At 44.0% G+C, this 25,414-nt stretch carries 28 protein-coding genes; 2 read left to right on the forward strand and 26 right to left on the reverse strand.

Annotated elements, in window-relative coordinates:
• Window positions 1–127 precede the first annotated feature (127 nt).
• Together ccmB and ccmA are read right to left on the reverse strand one after the other, a co-directional pair.
• Entirely contained in the window at window positions 128–796 is a 669-nt protein-coding gene (gene ccmB, locus K6Y31_RS11940) for a heme exporter protein CcmB (protein ID WP_233053000.1), read from the reverse strand.
• A complete protein-coding gene (ccmA, locus tag K6Y31_RS11945; protein ID WP_233053001.1) occupies window positions 796–1,449 on the reverse strand; it encodes a cytochrome c biogenesis heme-transporting ATPase CcmA in 654 nt (217 codons plus the stop codon). The genes ccmB and ccmA overlap by 1 nt, the downstream gene beginning before the upstream one ends.
• 114 nt (window positions 1,450–1,563) lie before the next feature.
• Here ccmA and K6Y31_RS11950 point away from each other — a divergent pair, with 114 nt between their 5' ends.
• Together K6Y31_RS11950 and K6Y31_RS11955 are read left to right on the forward strand one after the other, a co-directional pair.
• Window positions 1,564–2,394 (forward strand): hypothetical protein, encoded by an 831-nt coding sequence (locus tag K6Y31_RS11950; protein WP_233053002.1) that lies wholly within the window; start codon window positions 1,564–1,566, stop codon window positions 2,392–2,394.
• A gap of 21 nt (window positions 2,395–2,415) precedes the next feature.
• The gene (locus K6Y31_RS11955) at window positions 2,416–2,709 is read left to right on the forward strand and encodes an EscU/YscU/HrcU family type III secretion system export apparatus switch protein (protein WP_233053003.1); all 294 of its coding nucleotides are present in this window, start codon (window positions 2,416–2,418) and stop codon (window positions 2,707–2,709) included.
• 34 nt (window positions 2,710–2,743) lie between these two features.
• On the opposite strand, the gene K6Y31_RS11960 is transcribed toward K6Y31_RS11955, so the two are convergent.
• The 24 genes from K6Y31_RS11960 to fliJ form a co-directional block, all read right to left on the reverse strand.
• Entirely contained in the window at window positions 2,744–3,154 is a 411-nt protein-coding gene (locus tag K6Y31_RS11960) for a DUF2802 domain-containing protein (protein ID WP_233053004.1), read from the reverse strand.
• Between the two features lie 3 nt (window positions 3,155–3,157).
• The gene (locus tag K6Y31_RS11965; protein ID WP_232800411.1) at window positions 3,158–3,646 is read right to left on the reverse strand and encodes a chemotaxis protein CheW; all 489 of its coding nucleotides are present in this window, start codon (window positions 3,644–3,646) and stop codon (window positions 3,158–3,160) included.
• Window positions 3,647–3,757: 111 nt separating this feature from the next.
• A complete protein-coding gene (locus K6Y31_RS11970) occupies window positions 3,758–4,627 on the reverse strand; it encodes a chemotaxis protein CheW (RefSeq protein WP_233053005.1) in 870 nt (289 codons plus the stop codon).
• A gap of 54 nt (window positions 4,628–4,681) precedes the next feature.
• Complete coding sequence (locus K6Y31_RS11975) at window positions 4,682–5,467, reverse strand: ParA family protein (protein WP_233053006.1); 786 nt, start codon at window positions 5,465–5,467, stop codon at window positions 4,682–4,684.
• Window positions 5,468–5,471: 4 nt separating this feature from the next.
• Complete coding sequence (locus tag K6Y31_RS11980; protein WP_233053007.1) at window positions 5,472–6,437, reverse strand: flagellar motor protein MotB; 966 nt, start codon at window positions 6,435–6,437, stop codon at window positions 5,472–5,474.
• A 2-nt stretch (window positions 6,438–6,439) separates the two neighbouring features.
• Window positions 6,440–7,192 (reverse strand): flagellar motor protein, encoded by a 753-nt coding sequence (locus K6Y31_RS11985; RefSeq protein ID WP_233053013.1) that lies wholly within the window; start codon window positions 7,190–7,192, stop codon window positions 6,440–6,442.
• Entirely contained in the window at window positions 7,192–8,337 is a 1,146-nt protein-coding gene (locus K6Y31_RS11990; RefSeq protein WP_233053015.1) for a protein-glutamate methylesterase/protein-glutamine glutaminase, read from the reverse strand. Before K6Y31_RS11990 ends, K6Y31_RS11985 begins: the two co-directional genes overlap by 1 nt.
• A gap of 22 nt (window positions 8,338–8,359) precedes the next feature.
• Complete coding sequence (locus tag K6Y31_RS11995; RefSeq protein WP_233053027.1) at window positions 8,360–10,444, reverse strand: chemotaxis protein CheA; 2,085 nt, start codon at window positions 10,442–10,444, stop codon at window positions 8,360–8,362.
• 9 nt (window positions 10,445–10,453) lie between these two features.
• Window positions 10,454–11,206 (reverse strand): protein phosphatase CheZ, encoded by a 753-nt coding sequence (locus K6Y31_RS12000; RefSeq protein ID WP_233053029.1) that lies wholly within the window; start codon window positions 11,204–11,206, stop codon window positions 10,454–10,456.
• A gap of 9 nt (window positions 11,207–11,215) precedes the next feature.
• Complete coding sequence (gene cheY, locus K6Y31_RS12005) at window positions 11,216–11,599, reverse strand: chemotaxis response regulator CheY (protein WP_232800403.1); 384 nt, start codon at window positions 11,597–11,599, stop codon at window positions 11,216–11,218.
• Window positions 11,600–11,704: 105 nt separating this feature from the next.
• Window positions 11,705–12,421 (reverse strand): RNA polymerase sigma factor FliA, encoded by a 717-nt coding sequence (locus K6Y31_RS12010; protein WP_233053032.1) that lies wholly within the window; start codon window positions 12,419–12,421, stop codon window positions 11,705–11,707.
• Window positions 12,414–13,286, reverse strand: a complete 873-nt coding sequence (locus tag K6Y31_RS12015; protein WP_282560171.1) for a MinD/ParA family ATP-binding protein — start codon at window positions 13,284–13,286, stop codon at window positions 12,414–12,416. The genes K6Y31_RS12010 and K6Y31_RS12015 overlap by 8 nt, the downstream gene beginning before the upstream one ends.
• 4 nt (window positions 13,287–13,290) lie before the next feature.
• Window positions 13,291–14,709, reverse strand: a complete 1,419-nt coding sequence (flhF, locus tag K6Y31_RS12020) for a flagellar biosynthesis GTPase FlhF (RefSeq protein WP_233053033.1) — start codon at window positions 14,707–14,709, stop codon at window positions 13,291–13,293.
• Window positions 14,710–14,727: 18 nt separating this feature from the next.
• The gene (gene flhA / locus K6Y31_RS12025) at window positions 14,728–16,830 is read right to left on the reverse strand and encodes a flagellar biosynthesis protein FlhA (protein ID WP_282560169.1); all 2,103 of its coding nucleotides are present in this window, start codon (window positions 16,828–16,830) and stop codon (window positions 14,728–14,730) included.
• Window positions 16,831–16,948: 118 nt separating this feature from the next.
• A complete protein-coding gene (gene flhB / locus K6Y31_RS12030; RefSeq protein WP_233053040.1) occupies window positions 16,949–18,079 on the reverse strand; it encodes a flagellar biosynthesis protein FlhB in 1,131 nt (376 codons plus the stop codon).
• Between the two features lie 68 nt (window positions 18,080–18,147).
• Window positions 18,148–18,933 carry a flagellar biosynthetic protein FliR gene (gene fliR, locus K6Y31_RS12035; RefSeq protein WP_233053047.1) on the reverse strand — a complete coding sequence of 262 codons (786 nt, stop codon included), beginning with the start codon at window positions 18,931–18,933 and terminating at the stop codon, window positions 18,148–18,150.
• Window positions 18,933–19,202 (reverse strand): flagellar biosynthesis protein FliQ, encoded by a 270-nt coding sequence (gene fliQ, locus K6Y31_RS12040; protein WP_233053050.1) that lies wholly within the window; start codon window positions 19,200–19,202, stop codon window positions 18,933–18,935. The genes fliR and fliQ overlap by 1 nt, the downstream gene beginning before the upstream one ends.
• Window positions 19,203–19,222: 20 nt before the next feature.
• On the reverse strand, window positions 19,223–19,969 hold the full coding sequence (gene fliP / locus K6Y31_RS12045) for a flagellar type III secretion system pore protein FliP (protein ID WP_233053059.1): 747 nt from the start codon (window positions 19,967–19,969) through the stop codon (window positions 19,223–19,225).
• Entirely contained in the window at window positions 19,966–20,346 is a 381-nt protein-coding gene (gene fliO, locus K6Y31_RS12050; protein WP_233053061.1) for a flagellar biosynthetic protein FliO, read from the reverse strand. Before fliO ends, fliP begins: the two co-directional genes overlap by 4 nt.
• A complete protein-coding gene (gene fliN / locus K6Y31_RS12055) occupies window positions 20,346–20,732 on the reverse strand; it encodes a flagellar motor switch protein FliN (protein WP_233053062.1) in 387 nt (128 codons plus the stop codon). Before fliN ends, fliO begins: the two co-directional genes overlap by 1 nt.
• Window positions 20,725–21,789 carry a flagellar motor switch protein FliM gene (gene fliM / locus K6Y31_RS12060; RefSeq protein WP_232800393.1) on the reverse strand — a complete coding sequence of 355 codons (1,065 nt, stop codon included), beginning with the start codon at window positions 21,787–21,789 and terminating at the stop codon, window positions 20,725–20,727. Before fliM ends, fliN begins: the two co-directional genes overlap by 8 nt.
• Before the next feature lie 25 nt (window positions 21,790–21,814).
• Window positions 21,815–22,336, reverse strand: a complete 522-nt coding sequence (gene fliL, locus K6Y31_RS12065; protein WP_233053063.1) for a flagellar basal body-associated protein FliL — start codon at window positions 22,334–22,336, stop codon at window positions 21,815–21,817.
• Window positions 22,337–22,403: 67 nt separating this feature from the next.
• Window positions 22,404–24,869 carry a flagellar hook-length control protein FliK gene (locus K6Y31_RS12070; RefSeq protein WP_233053064.1) on the reverse strand — a complete coding sequence of 822 codons (2,466 nt, stop codon included), beginning with the start codon at window positions 24,867–24,869 and terminating at the stop codon, window positions 22,404–22,406.
• Window positions 24,870–24,966: 97 nt separating this feature from the next.
• Window positions 24,967–25,413, reverse strand: a complete 447-nt coding sequence (gene fliJ / locus K6Y31_RS12075) for a flagellar export protein FliJ (protein WP_233053065.1) — start codon at window positions 25,411–25,413, stop codon at window positions 24,967–24,969.
• Window position 25,414: the final 1 nt, after the last annotated feature.

Here is a 25,414-nt window from a genome sequence, read left to right on the forward strand (position 1 = left end):
ATTAACGGGCGAACCATGCCCACTTAATCATAAAAACAATGTTATAAATACAACGTCGTAAAAAATACACTTTGTTTGCAACCAACGCCCATGTAAAGCTAAAACGGGTACGGGATAACACTAAAATTTAGCTAACACTAACACGTAACGATGCTGCTACGGCAAATGGTGCAAGGGTAATAGCTGTGACGAGCATTGCTCCCATAATAGCTAAGGCACCAATGTATGACTGGCCAAAGTTAGCAGCATCAATCGCCATGGTCGAAAAAATCAATACAGGAATACACAAGGGCAGCATAATTAAGCTCAGAATAACGCCCCCCTTTCTCAAACCAACCGTCAGCGCAACGCCTATTGCACCGATAAAACTCAAAATAGGAGTGCCTATCAGCAAAGTGAATAACACGGCCCAGTAAGTATTGAAGTCAAGTGAAAGTAGAACCGCAATTAGGGGCGATATTAAGATAATCGGCAGACCCGTGAGCAACCAGTGGGCAATGATCTTGGCCGTGACCAACAAAGATAATGGATAAGGGCTAAGCATTAATTGCTCTAAACCACCGTCGCTAAAGTCATCTTTGAACAAACGCTCGAGTGAAAGTAGTGACGCCAACAACGCTGCCACCCAAATAATGCCGGGAGCAATACGTAGCAGCAACTGAGGCTCAGGGCCAACACCAAGAGGAAACAAAGTGATCACGATGATAAAAAACCACAACGGGTTAAACACGTCAGCAATACGTCGAAATGCCGTTAAAAGTTCACGCCGCATGACTTGATAAAAAGCATTTATCATTAATCCGCCCCTACACCTACATACATGTCCTCTAGGGATGGTTTAATCATCGCTAGTTTAGAAAAATCAGCCACGGGCAAATTGAGATCTTGGTGAGTAGTAAGCAAAATCATCCCTTGATCTTGAGCATGCTTAACAAACAGTTGCTCTAATACTTTCACACCATTTTTATCTATAGCAGTAAAAGGCTCATCCAAAATCCATAGCGGCGCCGTTGAAATCCACAATCTAGCTAACGCCACCCGTCTTTGCTGCCCTGCAGATAATTGCGCGGCAGGCATGTCTTCCAATCCTGCTAAGCCCACTTGCGCCAACACGCTGTATAGATCACCTTGGTAGCTTGGTTCAAACATTTTTTGATAGAAGCGAAGGTTCTCTAACGCACTTAACTCTGGCTTCACTCCACTCTGATGGCCTAAATAGAGCAAATTTTGTTGATAGGTTTCACGATCATCAGATATAGGAACCCCTTGCCACAATACTTGGCCATGATAGGGTGTCATAAGTCCAACTAATAAACGGAATAAGCTGGTTTTGCCCACTCCATTTGGACCTTCAACTTGGATGATTTGACCAGGTTTAACCTTGAGCGATAAACCCTCAAACAGTAACCTGTCTTCTCTCACGCAACTGAGGGATTTTGCTTCCAGCATGGGTTACGCACTATGATTATAATTGGCTGCGGATAATAGCACAGATAATACCTTGTATTAACCTGTGTTCTCGCAGTTTTAGCTTGGTTTTACCGACATTTCACCTCAGGATAGATGATGGTTCAAAAGATAGACTCAACGCTTCCCCCCTCTCAACCCTCACCGGCTGTAGAGAAAAAAGAGCTTAACAGCAAAGGGGTAATAAATAGCTCACCCACTCCTTTGCCTGCTAGTTCAGCAGAAGAAATAAGCAAACAAATGGCTCAGCTATCTCACTTGGCAAAAGCCCGGCCACTGACTTCGCATTTATCGCAATTGGTTACCTTGCTTAAAAAGCTGCCAGTCAACAGTCAGCCAAAGACATTGCAAGCTTTACTAAGTCAACTTTTTCCCACTACTCCATCAGCATTAACATCTCTACTACAACAACTTATCACCCCTGAGAAAAATAAAGCCAATCAACTCGCACTGCGCTGGCTCGCTTTGACCATTAAACTAAAAGGGCTGCAAGATCCTAGCTTAGATAAAGCGATGAAAGATGTATTAAATGGAATGCAAGTATCACAACATGATACCCCCAACAATCAAGTTTGGTTAATGCAGCTGCCGTGGTTGATGCAACAGCAATTAAAGACAGTGCAACTAAAAATCAAGCAGCCCAAAAAAAGCGGAAAAAACAAAAAAAAATGGCAGATTCAACTTAAGCTACCTATCGGAGAGCATGACATGTTAGCCCATGCTGTAATAGAAGAATCGATAGTTGATATAAAACTTTACACGACTAACGAAACGGATTTAGCGAGAATAAAAGCTTACCAAGGCTTGTTCAGCGAGCAACTAAACAAAGCCGGTATACAAAGTCATTGTCAAAGCTTTCTCGGTAAGGTAACTGAGGATTTTTTTGCTGAAACACACCATGAAACAGCCATTAACATCATCGTATAACTGCATAAATAAGAGGTAAGCATGAAAAAATCCATTGCTATTTCATACATTGATAAATCTAAGTCGCCGGTAGTCAGCCAAAAAAAACAGGCTGATGAGGCGGATGCGTTAAACCAAGCCGCACTAGAAGCTGGCCTAATAGTGCATCAAGATGAGCACTTACTTTCATTGCTAGATAGCTTAGAACAAGGGGACGAGATCCCAGAAGCCCTTTATACGGTTATTGCCGAGTTAATTAGTTTCTCGTATTTGCTCCAAGGAAAGTTCCCAGAGCATTGGAACCATCCCTCAGAGCAAGTAGATATAGAGATTTAGCTATTACATAGAGTTATTAATAGGTGCGTGTAAACTAACGAGACTTGCCGTGTAAACTAATCAATAATTCAGCTTCTGCTTTAGGCAGTTCGCATTCATTCATTAGCTCGTCTAAACCAGCGCCAAGGGCGACCATTTTAACGGCTCGAGTATAAAGCTTACTGTCTGGCGCGGTATCAACAATCTCTTGCTGCTTTTCAACCGCCTCTTTCAGACCTTCATTTAACTGATGAAATTTTTTTCCCAAGCCAATTGAGCCTGAGTGCAACTCTCTAATTTGCTTATTTAAAGACTCTTTTGATTTTAATAGCTCTTTCGTTAATTGCTGTAAGGCTTGAATTTTTTTCGCCTGCTTTATTTGTACTAACACAGAAAAAACAAGGGAAATAATCGCCAGCAGTAATGCGAGCCCTATTAGGCTCGTCTGAATTAATGGGTCAAGCATGATTTATAACGCGCTCATTTCATCCCACTCTTCATCACTGAGTAACTTGTTTAAATCAACAAGAATCAGCAATTGGCCGTCTCGATTACTGACGCCCTGAATAAATTTGGCACTTTCTTCGGTACCGACATTAGGGGCAGTATCGATTTCTGATGCGCGTAAGTAAACCACTTCCGCCACACTATCGACCATAATACCGATCACTTGTTTTTCAGCTTCAATGATAACAATACGTGAATTATCGCTAACTTCTGATGGGCACAAGCCAAATCGAGAACGGGTATCGATAACGGTTACAACGTTGCCACGCAAATTAATAATACCTAATACATAATCAGGTGCTCCAGGCACGGGAGCTATTTCGGTATAACGTAATACTTCTTGTACTTGCATTACGTTAATGCCGTAAGTTTCTTGCTCTAATTGGAAGGTTACCCATTGTAACACTTCATCTTCAGACACATTTTCGGCTACATTTCGTTGTTCACTCATCCGCTTTCCCTCTAACCTAGAATATCGCTCTCTAACATAAAATTAGCACGACACTGATAATAATGGTTTAAAAACTCGTTTGTTGTATCAAAAACTTTGAAAAAAGGCTTTTTAGGTCCCTTCTATATTCACACCACGCGACAACAACTTAACTAATTCACTAACGTGAAGTAAAGCGCACATCTTTTTCTTCACCATACCCGCTAACCAAGGACGCTTTCCTTCTTGGTGGCGCCACTTAACTTGGTCTTTAGTTAACTTTTCTGTGCCGATTAAATTGCAGCAGCTTAACCCCCAAGACGTATCGCCTAGTAAAATAAGATACTTATAATCTACATCTTCGGGAGCATTATCAGTCATCACCCATTTGGCGGTATCAACTACATTGAGCTTTTTTTCTCGTTGCGTCATCATGCCAGAAAACCAAGCTGGCTTACCGAAAATACTGGTCACGTTATCAATTTTGTGGATCCCGCCTAACTCAGTCAACATAACGGCAAAAGATATGCCTGCGACTTCAAAGAATAAGGCTTGAAATTCATCTTCTGGCTCAATGTTCTGCCATTGGGTTGATTGTGCATCTTCCTCTGCAACGTTTAATTCGACTTGAACCTCAGTCTCAATAGTTGCTTCAGGTTCTGGTTCTGGTTCTGCAAAAACTAACTCATTCGGTAACACTGATCCAAACGAAACTAAACTCGTTAACTGTGAGTCCACTTCTTCTAGTAAAGAATCAACACCAATCCCCTGCTCTTCAGGAATAACCTGCTGTGTTAACAACTTACTCTCAAGTTGCTCAGGAGAAATAGTATTAAGTAAACTTTGTAGCGGCAATTCGCTGTTTGGCTTTTCACTTACAGCGCGAGAAGTAAACGAAACGCGCGGCTCAGCCACAGGCGCAGGTTTGGCGTCCTGTTTTGGCTCGTCAAGTAACGCCGAAAAATAGCGTTCCATCGCGTCTTCATTGGGTAAACGACTCATTATTTAGCCTGATTCCTATTATCGATTTTACTGCTTAAACATTTCATAATTGGGCTATTTTGATTGTTCTTTATGTTCTAACTGCTGTAAATGATTCAGTAATGTTTCATACGCAAATACCCCACGACAGTTTCGTGAAAAAGCAGAAGGCGGGATATGCTTTAAGCTCGCATCACGAAATTTAGTGTCGATTGGGATCACTGAATTCCACGCATCTTTGGGGTGTTTATCTTTAATCGCTTGTAAGGTATTCAGGGACGCTTTGGTGCGTTTATCAAACATAGTGGGTATGACACAATACTTAAACGGTTGTGGCCGCGAACGTTGCATAATATCAAAAGTGCGGATCATTCGCTCTAACCCTTTTAAAGCGAGAAATTCAGTTTGCACAGGAACCAGTATCCGACTACAAGCCGCTAAAGCATTCACCATCATCACGCCCAATACCGGCGGACAATCTATCAATACATAATCGTACTCATCTTTGACTTGATCTAATGCTCGCTTTAGGAATAACCCCATGCCTTCTCGATTGCCAAGCACCCGATCGAGTGTTGCCAAAGCCATATTAGCAGGAATAATATCTAAGCCCTCAAACGGAGTTTTCAAGGTATATCGCAACACCGTGGCTTTATCAGGTGAATGGGTTTGAAAAAGTTCATAAAGCGTGCCATCAATTAAATCAGAATCGTAACCTAGATAACTTGTCAGTGAAGCATGAGGATCCGTATCAATTAACAAAACGCGGTGACCCCGCTCAGCAAGTAAACCTGCCAGGGAGATAACTGTGGTCGTTTTGCCAACCCCACCCTTTTGATTTGCAACTGTCCAGACTATCAAATATTTATTCCTGTCGTGTGGTTATTCTTAAGCCGCCATTGGGCAGCTCTACTTCAATGATTTTACTTTCACCGTCATCATCTGTATCGGCCGCTGCTTCTGAAAGTATAGGCTCTATCGTCGCCTCTGTGGTGACATTACTGGATGTGTTAGCCGAAGGAAGCTCCGTGCTTAGAGGCTCATAAGCATACTTAGATAACGCAATCACCACTCGGCGATTTTTGCGCCTTCCGGCAGCATCATTATTACTAAAAATAGGATAATATTCACCGTAACCCTCAACCGCTAAACGGGCTGGATTGATACCATTTTGCTCCAATAAGCGTAATATACTGGTAGCCCTTGCGACCGATAACTCCCAATTAGAGGAAAATACCTCGTTATTAATTTTTTGATTATCGGTGTAACCCCTCACTCTTAGAAAGTTGCTTACTGGTAACAAAATGTCGGCAATACGAGTGAGTAACTGCGTCGATGCGTTGGAGATTTGCGCGCTGCCACTGGGGAAAATAATCCCGCTACTAATATCAATGGTTAGCCAATCTCCATCAAGGGTAACGCTGGCTTGACCGTTTTCTAGCTCTTTTAACAGGCTTTCGTTTAATTCAGTTTCAAGGGAGGTGAGCGGTGCGCCTAATTTGTTCCGATCTAAATTCGAGAGGTCTTGTCCACCATCAACAATTGAGCCGGCATCTTCTAATAATCCAGCGCCCTGTTCTTCGATTGTTTCATCAGCTTCATTGGTTAAAATGCCTTCGCTATCTGACACCTCGACATGCTTTGAAAACTCTTTTGTCGCCGAGTAAAAGTTTTCTATCACAACCTTGTATTTATCTTCATTAACCGTGGCAGCGGCATAAAGAACGACAAATAATGCAAACATCAAGGTCATGTAATCAGCGTAAGAAACCAACCAACGCTCAGTGTGGTTATGTTCTGGAATATGTTTTTTTTTAGCTCGCCGAGTCATGTTTAGTGACTCTCAATAGAAAAAGACTCTAACCGACGCTCTATCACCAGCGCATTTTCACCATTAACAATGGACACAAGTCCTTCAATGGTCATTTCATGATAAAGTGCCTGCTTGTAGTTGAGCGCTCTTAATTTGTGGCAAATGGGAAGAAAAATAAAGTTAGCAAAGCCGACACCGTAGATAGTTGCTACAAAAGCAGCCGCAATGCCACGGCCGAGCACACTTGGATCATCAATATGGGACATGGCTTGAATTAGACCCATGACCGCGCCAATGATCCCCACCGTCGGACTGTAGCCGCCCATCGCCTCATATACCTTGGCACTACGCTCATAGTATTCTTGCTTAAGATCGACTTCCTGCTCTAATACACTGCGTAGCGTGACGGCATCGATCCCATCAATAATCATGGTGAGGCCTTTCTTAGTGAAGTCATCCATTTTCTTTTCTTCAATGGTCGACTCCAAGGCTAAAAAACCCTGCGCTCTCGCGGTCGATGACCACTGCTTTAAATCAAGAATTTGACGTTTTATTGGATAAACAGGGGGATTCACTAACTGAGGGAGCATCATTACCGCATGACGAAACTGATCGGCAGTAGACTGGAAAAGAACGGCTCCTAACGTACCACCCACAACTATCACAAAAGCGGCAAGGTTAAGTAAAAATGAAAGATTACCGCCCGTGAATGACTCTGCAACTATCAATGAGGCAAATGCTAAAAATAAACCAAATAGCCCCAAGATATCCATTAGGAAAATTCCGTCATGATGCGCTGAGCCACTTTATCAAGTGGCAGTGATTCAGAGGATATCCCTTCTTTTGTAACCGCTTGCGGCATACCATACACCACACACGTTTTCTCATCTTGTGCCCAAATAGTAGCCCCCATGTTTTTCAACATTCTGCCACCATCGCGGCCATCGGCGCCCATCCCGGTTAATACAACAGCTAATACCTTGCTTTGATATAGCTTCGCTAATGATGCAAACGTAATATCAACACAAGGTTTATAGTTAACTTTATCATTACCATCAATAATACGAATACGCGCGCTGGCCCCTCTGCCTTCAACCAGCATTTGCTTACCACCAGGGGCAAGGTAGGCTTGCCCTTTAACGATGGGATCACCGTCTTGAGCCTCTTTAACCTTAATTTTACATAAAGAATTAAGCCTAGCAGCAAATGCAGCAGTAAAAGTAGCCGGCATATGTTGAATCAATAATATAGGCAACGGAAAGTTAGCCGGTAAAGCAGTTAACACCGTTTGCAACGCGACCGGCCCCCCGGTGGAAGTACCTATAGTTAAAATATCGTAACTTTTTCCGGTACGCTTGAATTTTACCGGCGCACTGCGTACCTCGTTGGTCGCGGTAGTGCGTACGGAAGGAGATACCGTTCGGGTGTTTAGTTCTGGTTTTCTTAGCGCCTCAGATGCAGCAGCTGAACTAGCTGATGCCGAGGAGCGAAGGTTTGTTGTTGCTCGAGGCGAAAAGACACGACGCCTTGCAATCGCTTTTACTCGCTGCTGCAAGGTATGTATGGCTTCTTCCTTATCACGTGCGATGTCTTCAAATTTTTTCGGTAAAAAATCTAAAGCGCCAGCCTCAAGGGCTTCTAATGTCGCCGTTGCTCCTTGATGAGTTAAAGAAGAAAACATCAAAATAGGCGTGGGAGTAGACGCCATAATTTCACGAACGGCTGAAATACCATCTAGCACTGGCATTTCAATGTCCATCGTAATCACATCAGGTTTAAGCCGCTGAGTCATTTCAACAGCTTCACGGCCATTTTTAGCGGTATCAATTACCTCTAACATCGGATCTTGATTGATTATTTCACTTACACGTCTTCTAAAGAAGCTCGAATCGTCTACTACTAATACCTTTATTGACATCTACCTTCTCAACTTCTAAGCATTATGCGTAATGCTTTAATAAACTTGGGATATCTAGAATTAATGCAATACCACCATCACTGGTTATGGTGGCACCCGCCATACCTGGCGTACCTTGTAATAAGTCATCAAGGGCCTTAATCACCACTTCTTCTTGCCCGATTAAACTGTCGACTACGAAACCAACTTGTTTCATGCCCAGTTGCACTATCACCACGTGACCTAAGCCTTCGCGCTTTTTACGGCTAGGAGCGGCCCCAGTTCTGATCAACCAGTCTTGTAAGTAAAACAACGGAATGGCTTTTTCTCTTACAATAACGGTTAGCTGACCATCCACGATATTGGTCTTGCGTAAATCAAGATGGAAAATTTCATTTACATTGGTCAATGGCAAAGCAAACGTTTGCTTACCGACCAATACCATTAGTGTTGGCAGAATCGCTAGCGTTAGCGGAACTTTAATTTCTAAACGCGTACCAGTGCCTAAATTTGAATCTATATGAATAGCACCATTTAGCTGAGTGATACTGGTTTTAACCACATCCATACCCACGCCGCGACCTGAAATATCAGAAATCTCAACCTTGGTCGAAAAGCCCGGTGCAAAAATCAGGTTATAGGCCTCGGTATTCGACATTCTTGCCGCAGTATCAGGGTCTAGAATACCTTTGTTGATAGCGATACTTTTGAGCTTTTCAGCATCCATCCCAGCGCCATCATCTTGAATAACAAGTAAGATATGATCGCCTTCTTGAGAAGCGGATAATTTGATTTGCCCCATTCTCGGTTTGCCATTTTGCTCACGCACATCAGGCATTTCTACACCGTGGTCCACCGCGTTACGCACTAAGTGAACCAGCGGATCGGCAAGCGCTTCTACTAGGTTTTTATCTAAATCTGTTTCCTCACCTTCCAGGGTAAGGTTAATGTCTTTTTTCAGTGTTCGCGCCAAATCCCGAACCACTCGAGGGAAACGGCCGAATACCTTTTTAATCGGCTGCATGCGGGTTTTCATTACCCCGCCTTGTAAGTCAGCAGTAACAACATCAAGGTTAGCGACCGCTTTCGCCATCGCTTCATCACTGCTGTTAATACCTAAACTCACTAAGCGATTGCGCACCAATACCAGCTCACCCACCATATTCATAATTTCGTCTAAGGTACGTGTATCAACACGTACTGTCGATTCGCCTTGAGGCGGTGGATTTCGGCTTGCTGCTGGTTTTTCAGCGGCAGCAGGTGCTTGAGGCTGAACCGCGGCTGGAGCAGCTGTTGGAGTAGCAGCAACCGGCGCTGCCTCTGGTACCGCTGCAGGAGCAGTTGGCTCAGGCGTACTGGTTACAGTCGGGCTTTGCCCTGCGCCATGTAATTCATCAAGTAAACGCTCGAATTCATCATCGTCAATAACACTATCATCGGCAGGAGGGGGAGCTGCTGCGATTTTGTGCTGCCCTTTACCATGAAGCTCATCCAATAAGGATTCAAACTCATCATCAGTAATATCGCCCGAGCTGACACTGGGTGCCGCTGCGGCTTTCGATGGGCTTGAATTGCCATGTAACTCATCGAGTAATCGTTCAAATTCGTCTTCGGTGATGTCATCTATACCGGCATCACCCGCTGCATTGCTTGCCTGTGTTGCCACAGGCTCTGGCTTAGGAGCGGCTACGGGTTCTTTGGCCACAGGCGGCTCAGGGGTTGCTACAGGCTCTGCTCCAGCGGGCTGACTCAATTTGTGCATGGCATCAAGAATTGCCTGAGGAGCGGGCGTTAAGGGCTCTCTCGCTTGCACCTGAGCGAACATTTCATTAATACAGTCCAAGGCTTCGAGGATAGTATCCATTAGTTCAGAGTTAACAGGGCGACCGCCATTACGTAACGTGTCAAACACGTTTTCTGCACCGTGACAACAATCTACCAATTCAGTAAGAGAAAGAAAGCCAGCGCCCCCTTTAACGGTATGGAAGCCACGGAATATGGCATTCAGTAAATTGGTGTCATCAGGCTGCTTTTCCAAGTCAACCAATTGCTCAGAAAGCAGCTCGAGTATCTCGGCAGCTTCTACCAAAAAGTCCTGTAAAATGTCTTCATCGACCTCAAAGCCCATGCGCTACTCCTAGAATCCTAAACTTGATAACAAGTCATCAACATCATCTTGTCCCGAAACGACATCATCTCTCGACTCGGCATTCATTATCGGGCCTTCAGCTTCAATCCCAGATGTTCGAGGTGAATCGGTATCGCTTTGTTTTGGCTTTTGTTCAATCTCACCAAACATCGTCAGCATTTCAACCAATTTCACTTCCACTTCCTGAACTAAAGTGATAACGCGCCGGATCATCTGACCCGTTAAATCTTGAAAATCTTGAGCCATTAAAATTTCAGTCAATAAGTGCCTTAACTTATCGGCGTCTTGCTCTGAATCCTTAAGGATCTTGTCTAACTTGTGACAAAGCTCCTTAAACTGAACCAGTTCGATTTCTCGATTCATCAAGCTATTCCAACCGGGTAGGACCTGTTGAATATTCTCATTGAGCCGATCGGCTAACGGCAAACTTTCATCCACAGCATCCATGGTTCGGTTCGCCGCTTTATCCGTCATTTCTATCACGTAAGTTAGTCTATCTTTCGCATCTGGTATTTCACTATTTGCTAATTCAGATAAGCGATTGTCGTTTTGAAAATCAATTAGCGAGTCATGTAATTGACGCGTCAATAAACCAACTTGTTCAAATAGTTCATTCTTAGAAGGATCAGACAGTACACCAGAAATCAGAGAATTCGCCTGTGCAACCTCGCCAAGCTCAAGTAGTTCAACCAAATGCTGTGCTTGCTCAAGCGAAAGCAGTGCTTCGTTGGTGCTTGTCATCACGCCCCCTTACTGAAGTCGTTCGAAAATTTTATCGAGCTTTTCTTTCAATGTAGCAGCAGTAAATGGCTTAACGATATAGCCATTGACCCCTGCCTGTGCAGCTTCAATAATTTGTTCGCGTTTGGCTTCAGCCGTTACCATCAGCACAGGAAGGTGACGTAGACTTTCGTCTTTACGCACTTCTTTTAGCAAGTCAATCCCTTGCATACCCGGCATATTCCAATCGGTAACAAGAAATTCAAAATCCCCATTCTTCAGCATCGGTAACGCTGTGCTACCATCATCCGCTTCATGGGTATTGTTGAATCCAAGATCACGCAATAGGTTTTTAATTATTCTTCGCATTGTTGAAAAATCATCAACAATCAGAATCTTCATATTTTTATCCAACTTATTCTCCTCAAATGGCAGTTGGTTAGTACTCAACTCTTTGTGCTGAAGTGTTCTATAACATACTACAAATCAGTATAGTTACTTAATATCATATCGACAGAACTAAGTTTGCCAATCAAGCATTCGCCCTTTTAACCGGTGAATAGCTTGGCTGTGTATTTGACTTACTCTTGACTCACTGACACTTAACACTTCACCAATTTCACGTAAATTTAGCTCTTCATCATAATATAAAGATAATACAAGGGCTTCGCGTTCGGGTAAGGATTTTATACAAGATGCGAGGTCATACTGAAATTTTTCTTCAAAAACCCCTTCAAATGGCGAATTTTCATCCAGCTCACTCGATGGCAAGGAATCTTGGCCTACGGCCAAGTCTTCGATACCGATTAGTTTACCACTGTTTACATCTCTGAGCATGGCGTGATAATCGTCAACACTCACTTGTAGTTTATTGGCAATATCGCTGTCTTTAGCATCAGCGCCTAATTCTTTCTCAACACTATCGATGGCTTGGGCAATAAGACGACTATTTTTGTGTACACTTCTTGGCACCCAATCACCGCGGCGCATCTCATCGAGCATCGCGCCACGAATACGAATACCTGCAAACGTTTCAAAGCTTGCTCCTTTGCTCGCGTCAAAATTTCGACTGGCTTCAAGTAAGCCAATCAGGCCCGCTTGAGTTAAATCTTCTACCAGCACACTTGCTGGCAGCCTTGCCATCAAGTGATGTGCAATCCGTTGCACTAAGGTTCCATAGCGTTCAACCAGTTCATTCGGCTGAACTTGACTGGTGTAGGCATGGACTTTACTCACTAATTTTCTCTCTCTTGGCCGCTGTGTTATCAAGCAGTTTTTCGATGAAAAACTCTAAATGCCCACCTGGCTGATTCGGCACAGGCCAAGTTATCGCTTTACTGGATAAGGCTCTAAACGCCAGTGATGAAGGAGATTTAGGAAATGATTCCACGACTAATTTTTGCTTGCGTACCGATTGACGAACATTATTATCAAATGGAATACAGGCGACTAACTCTAAGGCCGTATCTAAAAAGCGGTCGGTCACACGCGTTAATTTAGAAAATAACTCTTGCCCTTCGCGTAAGCTGCGAACCATATTAGCGACAATCTTAAAGTGAAACACGCCATATTGCGTATTTAACAACTTGATTAAGGCATAAGCATCGGTAATTGACGTGGGCTCGTCACACACCACCACAACAATATCTTGTGCCGCGCGAGCAAAGCTAAGCACCATGTCTGAAATACCCGCGGCAGTGTCTACTAACAACACATCAATTGGCGTTTGCAGTTCACTGAACGCCCGAATTAGGCCAACGTGCTCTGCTGGCGTTAATTCCACCATGGATTTAGTACCTGACGTAGCAGGTATAATTTTCATCCCTTGGGGAGCGTCAATGATCACTTCATCTAAGGTGCACTCGCCAGATAACACATGGGAAAGGTTTTTAGTTACGCGCAGGCCGAGTAATACATCCACATTGGCCAACCCTAAGTCGGCATCTAGCACTAACACACGTTTGCCTTGAGCAGCGAGAGAGGCGGCTAAATTCAAGGTGACGTTCGTTTTACCAACGCCCCCTTTGCCACCCGTCACGGTAATCACTTTAACTTTGTTATTTTTCATCATTCGCAGCCCACTCGCCTGATCATTTAACATCGATTTATTCATAATACTCCGAAGTGTGGCAGTCATCTGCTTCGCTATACCACTGATGTTGGTCTTTCGCCATTTCCTGCTCCATTAAACTTAGCGCGCTGGACACCATATATTTGGCACTGGCTATTTTGATATCTTCAGGCACCCTTTGACCATTAGTAATATATGAAATGGGTAAAGCATGCTTAATTGTAACACTTAGTATTTCACCTAGACTCAAACTTTCATCTAGTTTCGTGAGAATACAACCAGATAAGGGTATTCTACGAAAGTGTTCGATGGCTTCTTGTACAACTCGGCGCTGAGAAGTAGCCGGGATAACCAGAAAACTGCGAATGCGTACGCGCGAGTTTTTCATTAAAGTTTCCAGTTGCTCAGATAACCGAACATCTCGTTGCCCCATTCCGGCTGTATCAATTAACACTAATCGCTTGGTTCGCATCTGATACAAAATATCAGATAGCTCATCTGCATCTTTGGCGACACGAACCGAACACCCTAAAATCTTGCCGTAAGTTGCCAGCTGTTCATGAGCACCAATACGATATGTATCCGTGGTAATCAAGCCCACTTGCTCAGGACCGTGTTCCATGGCAAAACGCGCCGCTAATTTAGCGATAGTTGTGGTTTTACCTACGCCCGTTGGTCCTAATAAGGCCACTGCGCCGCCCAATTTAAGAATTTCGTTCTCGCCAATAGAGACTTGATCTTCAAGTAGCTGGGATAAGTATTGCTTAGCTTCAGCCGGTGAACAACTTTCCGGTATACAACTGGCTAACTGATCCGAAATATCGTCTGAAAAGCCACATTTATTCAACCACTTGATCAGCATAGCTCGAACTGGCTCTTTGCGCTCGAGCTCTTGCCACATCAAACCAGAAACTTGGTGCTCTAATAACTTTCTTAGGGAAGCCATTTCTTCACGCATGGAGTCTAAGATTTTATCATCTTTGCTGTTATTACTTGGCGCGGACTTCAAAGGTCTGGTTGGCGCAGGACGTGGCTTTGGCTGCTCCCAGTCATTTTGCTCCATCAAAGTGGCAGGCTTAGCGCTCGGTCGAGCCGGTTTTGCGGTTGCCCTACCTTGTTTGTTTAGTAGCGCTGACAGTGAGTCCGCTAGGTTTTGACCAGAGCGAGCATTAATCGTCTTAGCTTGCTCCATCGCAGCACTGCTCACCTGGGTTGAGTTAGCACGAGGACGATTAGATAAAACAACACTGTCTTCCTTTAAATCACGATTTTCTTTTACATCACGTGGTTGCGCTTTCGATTCTGTGGCTGATTGGTAATCTACCGCCGCTACAATTTCAATGCCGCCGGTGACCTTTTTGTTGGACATAATCACAGCGTCCGGCCCTAAAATGTCCTTCACTTCAGCCAGAGCTGCACGCATATCTTTGGCAAAAAAACGTTTAATTTTCATACTGCAGTCTCCTGTCGATTACTGCCCGACAGAGTTAACGATTCTAATCTGCTTATCTTCAGGAACTTCTTGATATGACAGAACTTGTAATCCAGGGATTGTATTTTTAACAAATTTCGCAAGGGTGGTACGTAATACGCCCGACGTTAGCAAAACAGCTGGCTGACCTGCAAGCTCTTGCTGTTGTGATGCTTCAAATAATGCGCGTTGGATCCGTTCTGCCAGCCCGGGCTCAATGCCTGCACCATCACTGCCCCCTGCCTGTATTGAGTTATGCAAAATTTGCTCCAACTCTGGTGATAAGGTAATCACGGGAATTTCAGGCTCCGCACCGACAATATTTTGACTGATCATACGTTTTAACGCGATCCGACAAGCAGCCGTCAATACTTCTGAATCTTGGCTTTTCACGCCGTAATCTGACAATGTTTGTACGATGGTTCGAATATCACGGATTGGTACCCCTTCATTCAATAGCCCTTGCAACACTTTAACAATCACCCCTAGCGGTAAAATTTCAGGCACTAACCCTTCTACAAGTTTAGGATGACTTTTTGCTAATAAGTCTAATAAATTCTGTACTTCTTCATGGCCTAACAATTGCGCCGCATGATTAGTCAATATTTGACTCAAATGTGTCGCCACCACGGTTGCAGCATCAACGACAGTATACCCCATCGCTTGAGCATGCTCACGCTGACTCGGTGAGATCCAAAGTGCATCAAGTTGAAAAGCTGGCTCGATGGTTGGCACGCCTTCCACCGTGCCAAATACCTGACCGGGGTTTATCGCCATTTCTTTATCGTGCAGCACTTCAGCCTGACCACTGGTCACCCCCATCAAGGAGATGCTGTAATAACTGGGCGGTAAATCTAAGTTATCGCGAATATGAACCGGCGGAACCAAAAAGCCCAGTTCTTGGGATAACTTTTTACGCACCCCCTTGATTCGCTCTAATAGCTCGCCGCCTTGGCTTTTATCGACTAATGGAATTAACCGATAGCCAACCTCTAAACCAATAGTGTCCACGGGTTGCACATCATCCCATCCTAGCTCTTTAGTTTTATTGGCAGGATTACTGCTAGCCACGTTTTTCTCACTGGCGACTAAGGCCTGTGCGGCTTGCTCTTTTTGCTTTTTCATTAACCAATATGTACCGCCCGCAGCACCTAACCCCAAAGACAAAAACGCAAAGTGCGGCATGCCTGGCACTAACCCCATCACAATTAAAATACCCGCGGTGATCATTAAGGCTTTAGGGTTACTGAACATTTGCCCCATTACCTGCTCACCCATGTCTTCAGAGCGGTTTTCACGGGTCACGGTAATCGCAGCAGCAATTGAGAGCAATAATGAAGGAATTTGTGCGACAAGACCATCACCAATAGTTAGCAAAGTGTAGATCTCGGCCGCATCGCCAAAACTCAAACCATGTTGCGCCATACCGATAATAAAGCCGCCAATGATGTTGATAAATAAGATCAGGATACCGGCAATTGCATCCCCTTTTACAAATTTACTGGCACCGTCCATTGAGCCATAAAAGTCAGCTTCACGCGTTACTTCTTCACGACGCACTCTGGCTTGCTCTTGGTCTATCATGCCAGCGTTCAAATCAGCATCAATCGCCATCTGTTTACCCGGCATCGCATCAAGGGTAAAGCGGGCACTTACTTCAGAAATACGGCCTGCACCTTTAGTCACCACCACAAAGTTGATAATCATTAGAATTAAGAAGACGATTAAACCAACGGCGTAGTTACCACCAATCACCACCGAGCCAAACGCCGCGATCACATTACCCGCAGCATCCCCGCCTTGATGCCCCTCCAATAACACCACCCGCGTCGAGGCGACATTCAAAGCCAAGCGCAACAAAGTTGCAATCAGTAACACTGCAGGAAAAGAAGCAAAATCAAGAGGACGTTTAGTGTAAATCGACACCAAAAGTACAATAAGCGCTAAAGCAATGTTAAAGGAAAATAAAATATCTAATAAAAACGCAGGCATAGGTAGGATAACCATGCCTAAGGTAGCAAGAACCATCACCGGCGCACCCACGCCTTTGAGCAGTTTATCTCTTTGCTGCCAATAGCCAGCCAAATTTGACTTTAAATTCATTCACATAGTTCGACAAAAAAATGACGTTTTAACACTATGCAATAAGTGCGCCTAATGCAATAAGCTGAGGCAGAAGTTAGGCAATTTAAAGCATAAAAGTTCGCTTTAGTTCAAATTTCTAGTATTTAAACCCTTGTGGCATATCAAACTCTTTAGGTAAAGGTGTTGGCCTCTTACCGCGCCCTTTGCGAAACTGTTCAAGTTGAAAGATATAAGCAAGGATTTGTGCCACTGCAACAAACAGTTCATGGGGAATTTCGCGATCAAGCTCGGTAGTGTGATAAATAGCCCGGCATAGTTGTGGTGAACTCATTACTGGCACTTCATACTCTCGCGCAATTTCTCGAATTTTAAGGGCAATTTGATCAACCCCTTTCGCGACGACCATGGGGGCCCCCCCTTTACTTGGGTCGTATTTTATGGCTACAGAGTAATGAGTTGGGTTTGTTACAATAACATCCGCATCAGGGACTTCTCCCATCATACGTCGCTGCGCCGCTTCCATTTGTAAGCGCCGAATTCGCCCTTTTACTTCCGGCTTACCATCTTGGTCTTTATGCTCATCTTTCACTTCCTGCTTGGTCATTTTTAATTGCTCTTTTTGATGCCAAATTTGATAAGGCACATCCACCACCACAATAACCAATAAACTCATGCATAAAATAAGAAACATCCAAAGCAGCATGTCCAATGCCGCTTCGGCGCTGGAAGGAAATGGAGTTGAACTGAGCACCAATATATCAGCAAAACTAAAATGCAATATCCCCCATACACCACAGCCAATAACGGCGACTTTCAAGATTGACTTTAACAGCTCCACCACTCCTTGAGTCCCAAACATACGCTTTAAACCAGCCATAGGACTCATCTTGCTAAACTTGGGCATCATGGCTTCGGTACTAAAATTCATACCACCCAGAGCAATAGTGCCGACCACTCCCGCAATAAACAAAGCGACCAGTATTGCTAGCGTAGGCAGTACCATTTCTGCAACCCCAGTCGCAAACACCACCAACATTTGTGAAGGATCAAACACCGCCTCACGCTCAAAGGTAAATGCGTCCGTCATCATCACCATAAAAGCGTGGCCAAGGCTGTCGCCAAGCATGATCAGGATAAAAGAAGCCATAATCAGAATAGCCGCTGTGCCCAGATCCTTCGAGCGAGTAACTTGACCTTTATTTCGCGCATCACTGAGCTTTTTCCCCGTGGGGTCTTCGGTTTTTTCCTGGCCGTCAGCTTCTGCCATATTAAAGCTCCATCATTGAGTTAAGGTCAGCAAACATTATTTAACAACTTAGACATTAATTGACTGTATTAGGGTCGGCAAGCGCCATTTAATAACTCACACATTAAACTGGCGCCACGCAGCCATTGAGCATCGAAATGCTCAACAACATTACCAATCGTTAACCAGAGAATGAACAAGCCAAATAGCATACTGATAGAGAAGCCGAGGGAGAAAATATTTAACTGCGGTGCAGCCCGGGTCATAATACCAAATGAAAAGTTCACCAACAGCATCGCCACAATAGAAGACATAGACATGGCCAGCGCAGCGGTGAACATAACGCCTAACCAGCCCGCTAATTTTTGATACTGCAAGGCTGATAAACCTTCCATTGAGATCGGCAAGGTCGTGAAGCTTTCCACTATCATGTATATCATCACTAAGTGACCATCCACGGCAAAAAACAGCAACGTAACCAACATTAAGTAAAATTGACCAACAACCGGAGAAGTCTGGCCATTGAGCGGATCCGCCATGGAAGCAAAGCCTAAACTGGTTTGCATCGCAATAACTTGTCCGGCGATGACGAACGTTTGCATAACAAAAACCGATACGGTTCCGACCGCAGTACCAATCAGAATTTGCTGTAGTACAACCAGTACACTCTCTCCTGAAAACAAAGGGATAGGCGGTGGATCGGGTAGAACGGGAACAACCATCAGCGTGATGGCTAAAGAAAGCAGTAAACGGATACGCTTAGGTGTTGTTTTGGCGCCAATGCCTGTCATCACCATCAGCAATGCCGCAATACGGCATAGCGCCCATAAATAGCTGGATAGCCAAGTGATAACGATATCGGCAGGGTAACTCATTAGCCGACAACGCTTGGGATTTGTTCAATCATGCTATAAAAGAACTCCATTAGCATTCTAAACCCCCAATGAGCACCAAACATTAGCGCTAAGATAGTGATAATCAAACGCGGTAAAAAACTCAGGGTTTGTTCATTTATTGAAGTTGCTGCTTGGAAGACTGATACAATTAAGCCAATGATCAAGCTAGGAATAATACAAGCACAGACTAATATCAACACTAACCATAAAGCGTGCTTAAAAATATCAACAAAGACTTCAGGTGACATAAATGCTCCTTATGCTTTGGCTACAAGCCAAAACTGCTGGCCAAGCTACCTATGATCAAGTTCCAACCGTCCACTAGCACGAATAACATTAACTTAAATGGTAGTGACACGATCATAGGCGATAACATCATCATACCCATCGCCATTAGGATACTCGCCACCACCAAGTCGATAATCAAAAAAGGGATAAACACCATAAAGCCAATTTGAAAGGCGGTTTTAAGCTCACTGGTGACAAAAGCAGGTATCAATACATGAATAGGTACCTCTTGTGGTGTTGCCACATCGATGTTGGCCATCTCAACAAATGTTTGTAGATCAGTCACCCGCGTTTGCGCCAACATAAAGGCCTTCAATGGCCCTTGACCTTGCTCTATGGCTTGGGCAAAAGGGATTTCTTCAGCAAGGTAGGGCTGAATCGCTTCATTATTTACCCGCTCAAAGACGGGTGCCATAATAAAAAAAGTCATAAATAGAGTAATACCAATTATGACTTGATTTGATGGTGTTTGCTGGAGCCCTAATGCTTGACGCAAAATACTCATCACAATCACAATGCGAGTAAATGACGTCATCATGATCACCATGGCTGGCAAAAAACTCATTGCCGTCATCAAGGCTAACACTTGCAATGTCAGACTATATTCTTGCGCACCATCCGGTCCGGTGGTTACGGTCAAGGCAGGTAATGCGCCTGTTTGTGCGACGGCGGTGCCACTGATTAACAATAAAGCCGCTAGCCATAGCCAGTGATGTATCTTTCTCATTTCTTCTTCATCATTTTAGCGAGTTGCTCCGCAAAATTAACTGATTCAACGGGTTGAGGCTGCCAAGGCTGATCTAATTTATCAATGAGGTTAATTTGTTGCGCCGTCGCCGCTAACAAATATTGCTGCTCACCAAGCTGCACCACCAGTAGCTTCTCTCTTCGCCCTAACGGAGTTGAGGCAATCACTTTAATCCCTTGCTGGCCAAAGTGACGGCCTAACTTACTTTGATTAAATAGCCACGCTAACGCAAGAATAAGCAAAATGACGAAAATTAAAGCCGATAAAACAGCCATAACATCGACACTGGGCGGCTCTGGAGCCGCCCAACTCGGCATGGAAAAAAATAAGCTAGAGAACAGTAGCAGTAATTTCATTATTTGAGTTTCTTGATCCGCTCGGTTTGACTAATAACATCGGTTAAACGAATACCAAATTTATCGTTTACCACAACCACTTCACCGTGGGCAATTAAGGTACCATTAACCAGCACATCTAATGGCTCACCCGCTACGCGATCTAATTCAACCACTGACCCTTGATTCAATTGTAGTAAATTACGAATACTGATTTGACTGCGCCCCACTTCCATCGAAATAGTAACGGGAATATCCATAATGGCATCTAGTCGGCGTTTTTCTTCTGCCGAAATAGAAGGGCTATCATCACTATCAAATTCTTCAAGCTCAGCGGGTTTGGCTCCCCCTTCAGCCTCTTCTAATGCCGCAGCCCACTCATCGGCCATTTGCTGGTCATCACTCATCTATTTCATCCTCTAAAACTTCTAATTGGCTAACATCATTATTAATGCGTTTGCCTTGTCTGGTCACTAGCTCAAGCTCTGTTTTCACCGAATCAGGCCGTTTTAGTTTTTCGGTGATCCGCACGGCATAATTGTCTTTGGTTCTTCCCATCTTACCGCGATAAGTAGGTAAATCCTCAATGAAAACAGTCATGGTATCTGGCATTTCAATGGGGATAATATCACCCGCTTTTAAATCCATTATGGCACGCAGGCTTAACGTGGTTTCCAATAGCTTAGTGCTAAGCTCAACAGGTACGTCCATAATTTCGTCCTTGAGGGCTTTGCTCCACCTAAAGTCGGTATCTTCCTTATCACTTTGTACACCCGCATCAAGCAATTCACGGATCGGCTCTAGCATTGAGTAAGGCATCGCGATATGGAAGTCACCGCCGCCGCCGTCCAGCTCTATATGAAAGGAATTCACCACGATCACTTCAGTTGGACTAACAATATTAGCCATCGCAGGGTTTACTTCAGAATCTAGATACTCAAATTCAGCATCCATTACCGGGGCCCAAGCATCATGATAATCTTCAAAGACAATTTTCAGCAGCATTTGAATAATCCGGCGCTCGGTCGGCGTAAATTCCCGCCCTTCTATTTTGGCGTGGTAGCGTCCATCGCCACCAAAAAAGTTTTCAACCAAAATAAAGACAAGTCGCGCCTCCATGGTGATCAATGCAGTCCCTTTCAAGGGCCGAAACCGCACCATGTTTAAACTAGTCGGAACAAACAAAGTGTGGACATACTCACCAAATTTAAGCATTTGCACGCCATTGATAGACACTTCAGCTGTGCGGCGCATCATATTAAATAAACTAATGCGTAAATGTCGGGCAAAACGTTCGTTTACCAATTCCAGCGTTGGCATTCGACCACGGACAATACGATCTTGCGACGAGAAGTCGAAATTGACCGCATTGGCATTATCAATGGGGGATTCGTCTTCTTCCTCTACATCGTCAACACCATGTAACAGGGCATCAATTTCGTCTTGTGATAAAAGATCGCTCATTATTAATCCATTACACCTTTAAGGATTATTGCAATACAAAACCTGTAAATAACACGGCTTCCACTGTTGGCGCAGAGGCCACCTCATTCATGGCTTTTTGAACCTCTTGCAGTGACTTTTTACGTAATTCACTCTTACCCGACTCACTGCGTAATTCGTCCTCAGTCGCCGCACTAAACACACTTAGCAAGGTTCCTTCTATCAACGGTATATGAAGTTTGGTCAAGTTCTCATTATCAACCCCTCGCACCATTAATTGAACTTTGATTTGAACCAAGCGATCTCGGCCATCACCCGCCACGTTAAAAACAAAGGCGCGAGGCATGCCAACATAAATGGCCTTCAGTGTTGAGGTGTCTACCTTGGGTGCCGCCGATTCCGAGTTACCACCTTCAGTGGCAGCGGCGTCATCTGAGCCAGCTAAAAAGAAATAGGCACCGCCACCGCCCGCTAATAGCACCACAACAGCAACAATGATAATAATTAACTTACCTTTGCCACCTTTCTTTTCATTCAGTTCCAGATTTTCATTTTCTTCGTCAGCCATACCATTAGTCCATTAAGAATAAATCAGTTTAATTATTGCATAACAATAGCTTTAGACCATAGCTTCACTAAGCATAAAAATCGATTGCTGAGTTTGACTGCACATAATTTTGTACGCCAGGGGCAATAGAATCCTCAACTATGTTTGATTGTTGACCACTATGACGTTGCCCTGACCCACTCCCTTGAGCAGATTCCCCCCCTTGCTGTGAACCACTTTGCTGCTGGCTAACATGGCTTTCGCCTAGGTTAATGCCCTGCTGCGTTAACATTTCACGTAATCGAGGCATATGCTGATCAAGTAGCTCTTTACTTTGTGGCTGCGCCGTTTGAATGCTGACCGATAACTGATCATTTTGCATTGAAAGTTTAACATGCATACTGCCTAGTTCAGCAGGATCCAAGCGTATTTCAGCCTGACCTATGCCTTTGTTCATCATCATGGTGATCCGCTCACGCATAATACTTGGCGCTTCGCGTGAAGCTAACTCAAATTTTTGTCCTAATTCAAATTGGCTGGTGGTTTGTGCTTGCTGAGCGGTTACATTAGCTGCACTTTGTCCATTCAAGCTTTGCGCAGCGGTTAATTGTTGCAGGTGATGTTGCAACCCTGGCGCAGTTTGGCTCACCGGCGCAGCTGACTGACTCGTCGGTTGTACAAAGTTCATCGGCTGAGGGGCATTGTCTCGCTCGGTATTAACGTCTTTTGGATTGCTTTTGACTGTATCTTTTATCTGGCTTTCTTTCAGCGCTAACTCTTGCTGAGCGAGTTGACTGGCCTGATCTTTTGCTTGAGTCTTAGCTGCATTTGGCTCGAATTTTTCGCCTAAAGACGCTGGCTTTTCTTTGCTATCGGTCACGGTTGAATCAAGTATATTGGCAAATTCATTTGGCTTAATATCAGAGCGCTTGGTATTAACATCAGGATCACCATTCATTGCTGATGCGTTTGCAACAACATTCCCTTTACCTTCTACTGTAACATTTGTGCTTTTATCCGTTGTCGACGCTAGGCCTGCATTTATAACTGCGACAGACTTATCCGCTTCTTTATCTGACTCAACGAAGCCAACATCCGCAACTTTGCTTTCGGCAACCGCTTCTGTCACCGGTCTAGATGTTGAATTAGCTGCGTTAACACTCTCACTTTTAGACAATATTGGTGCTTTATTATCACTCGTATGATTCATTTGATTACGGCCTGATAAAAATGAGGTATCAATCGCTTTTACATCTTGCTTGTGCTGCCCAGCTCCGTCTAAATGAGCATTTTTTTGTTTGTTGAGCTCGTCTGCTTCTTGTTTCTTCCCTAATGCCTCAGCCTCTTGGGTCGGTTTGTTTTCTGCGGCTAACTGTTGCGATACCTTCTGCTCACTTGCTTTGATTTCTTGTTCGACAGCTTCTTTAGTTACCAATGCATCTAACTGTTGCGATACCTTCTGCTCACTTGCTTTGGTTTCTTGTTCGACAGCTTCTTTAGCAACCAATGCATCTAACTGTTGCGATACCTTCTGCTCACTTGCTTTGGTTTCTTGTTCGACAGCTTCTTTAGCAACCAATGCATCTAACTGTTGCGATACCTTCTGCTCACTTACTTTGGTTTCTTGTTCGACAGCTTCTTTAGTAACCAATGCATCTAACTGTTGCGATACCTTCTGCTCAGTTGCTTTGGTTTCTTGCTCAGCAGCTTCAACTTGCTCTTCGCTGAGCAGCAAAGAATCTATTTCGGTTTCAAGAGCGGCCTCTTGAGAGGCTAGTGCTTTCTTATCTGGTATTGTTTGTTGCTCGGTTTTAATTTTTAGTTCAGTCAACTGCGACTTCTCAGCTGACCCACCCACTTGCTCATCCCATTTAAGATTGAGTTTATTAAGGAGAGACTCGCTGTAGTTGGTTTTAGTTTGTTCTGGATCAGATTGCTCAGCCTTAAGGTTAACAGAAGAAGGCGTTGCAATCGGTTTATCGGGATGAGCAATTTCATTTTTTCCCGTCGACACCTCTAATGCCCCTTCTTTTGCCAAACGAGCAACGGGATCATTAGTTGCCTGCGTTAAGGTCGCTTTGTTTGCATCATTAGTATCTGGTTGTAAAGCTTGTTGTAAAGCTTGACTGATTGAATTAAGTACTGTGATTGGCTTGGTATTCTCTTTGCTGGAAGCATGAGTAACCTGAGGAACTTGTTGCTCTGCCTGCTTGATTTGGGCCAATAAATCTTGGCCAATATCAGTTGTTACTGGTTGCTTTTCAATACCCTCAGCGTCAGACGTTACCTGTTCCTTGGCAACCTTTTGGCGCTGATGAATTTCCTGCTTATCCGCAAACTCTTTTTCCGCCTTAATTTCTTTATCTTGCTTGCTACGCTTAACCGCTTGCTCATTTTCAATATCAGCATTTTGTTCCGCTTTTCGCGCTTTAGCGGCCTCATAAGTTTGTTTAAATTCAATGTGAGCATCAGTTTGTTGATCCACAAACGCAGCTGAATCACTCGTTTGCGATGCTGAAACATTATTTAACTGAGATTGAACTGATTGCATCATACGCTACATCCGTATTATCGAGCGGCAAACACTTGCCGAAAAGCCAATATAGGCGACAGTAAGCATTAAGAAAGCAATAATCGTTCCAATAATAAAACTAACGCGAGTAGTGTTTTTGAAAATATTGAAAGTTTGAAAATTCATCGAGCATTTTTTGCTCTTGCTTATCCGCCTTGTGCTGTGCAGCTTGCTTACGCTTAGCTAGCAGAGATTCAACCGCCTTGCGCTTACTTTGTACTTGCACCCAGTTGCGCTTTTTAACATCCACTTGATGCATTACCTGCGGCAAAGCCTGTTGCTGTTGCTGCATCGCGTTTTCTAATTTAACAATGAATTTTTGATAGTAAGTAAAGCTATCGGCATACAAGCCCGCCGCACCTTTGTCATGCATTTGTTGTACGTATTGATTACGGTAATTTTGCAGGTTGGCAAACTGTTGGCGAAACTCAATAAGTTGCTGCTGTGCTTGTGCCATTTCTTGCGCGGCTTGTTGTTCATGCTTTATATGTTGCTCAAGTACCAAGTGCAATGCTTTATCTGACATA

The sequence above is a fragment of the Motilimonas cestriensis genome, assembly GCF_021295315.1.
Lineage (GTDB): Bacteria > Pseudomonadota > Gammaproteobacteria > Enterobacterales > CBDFNC01 > Motilimonas > Motilimonas cestriensis.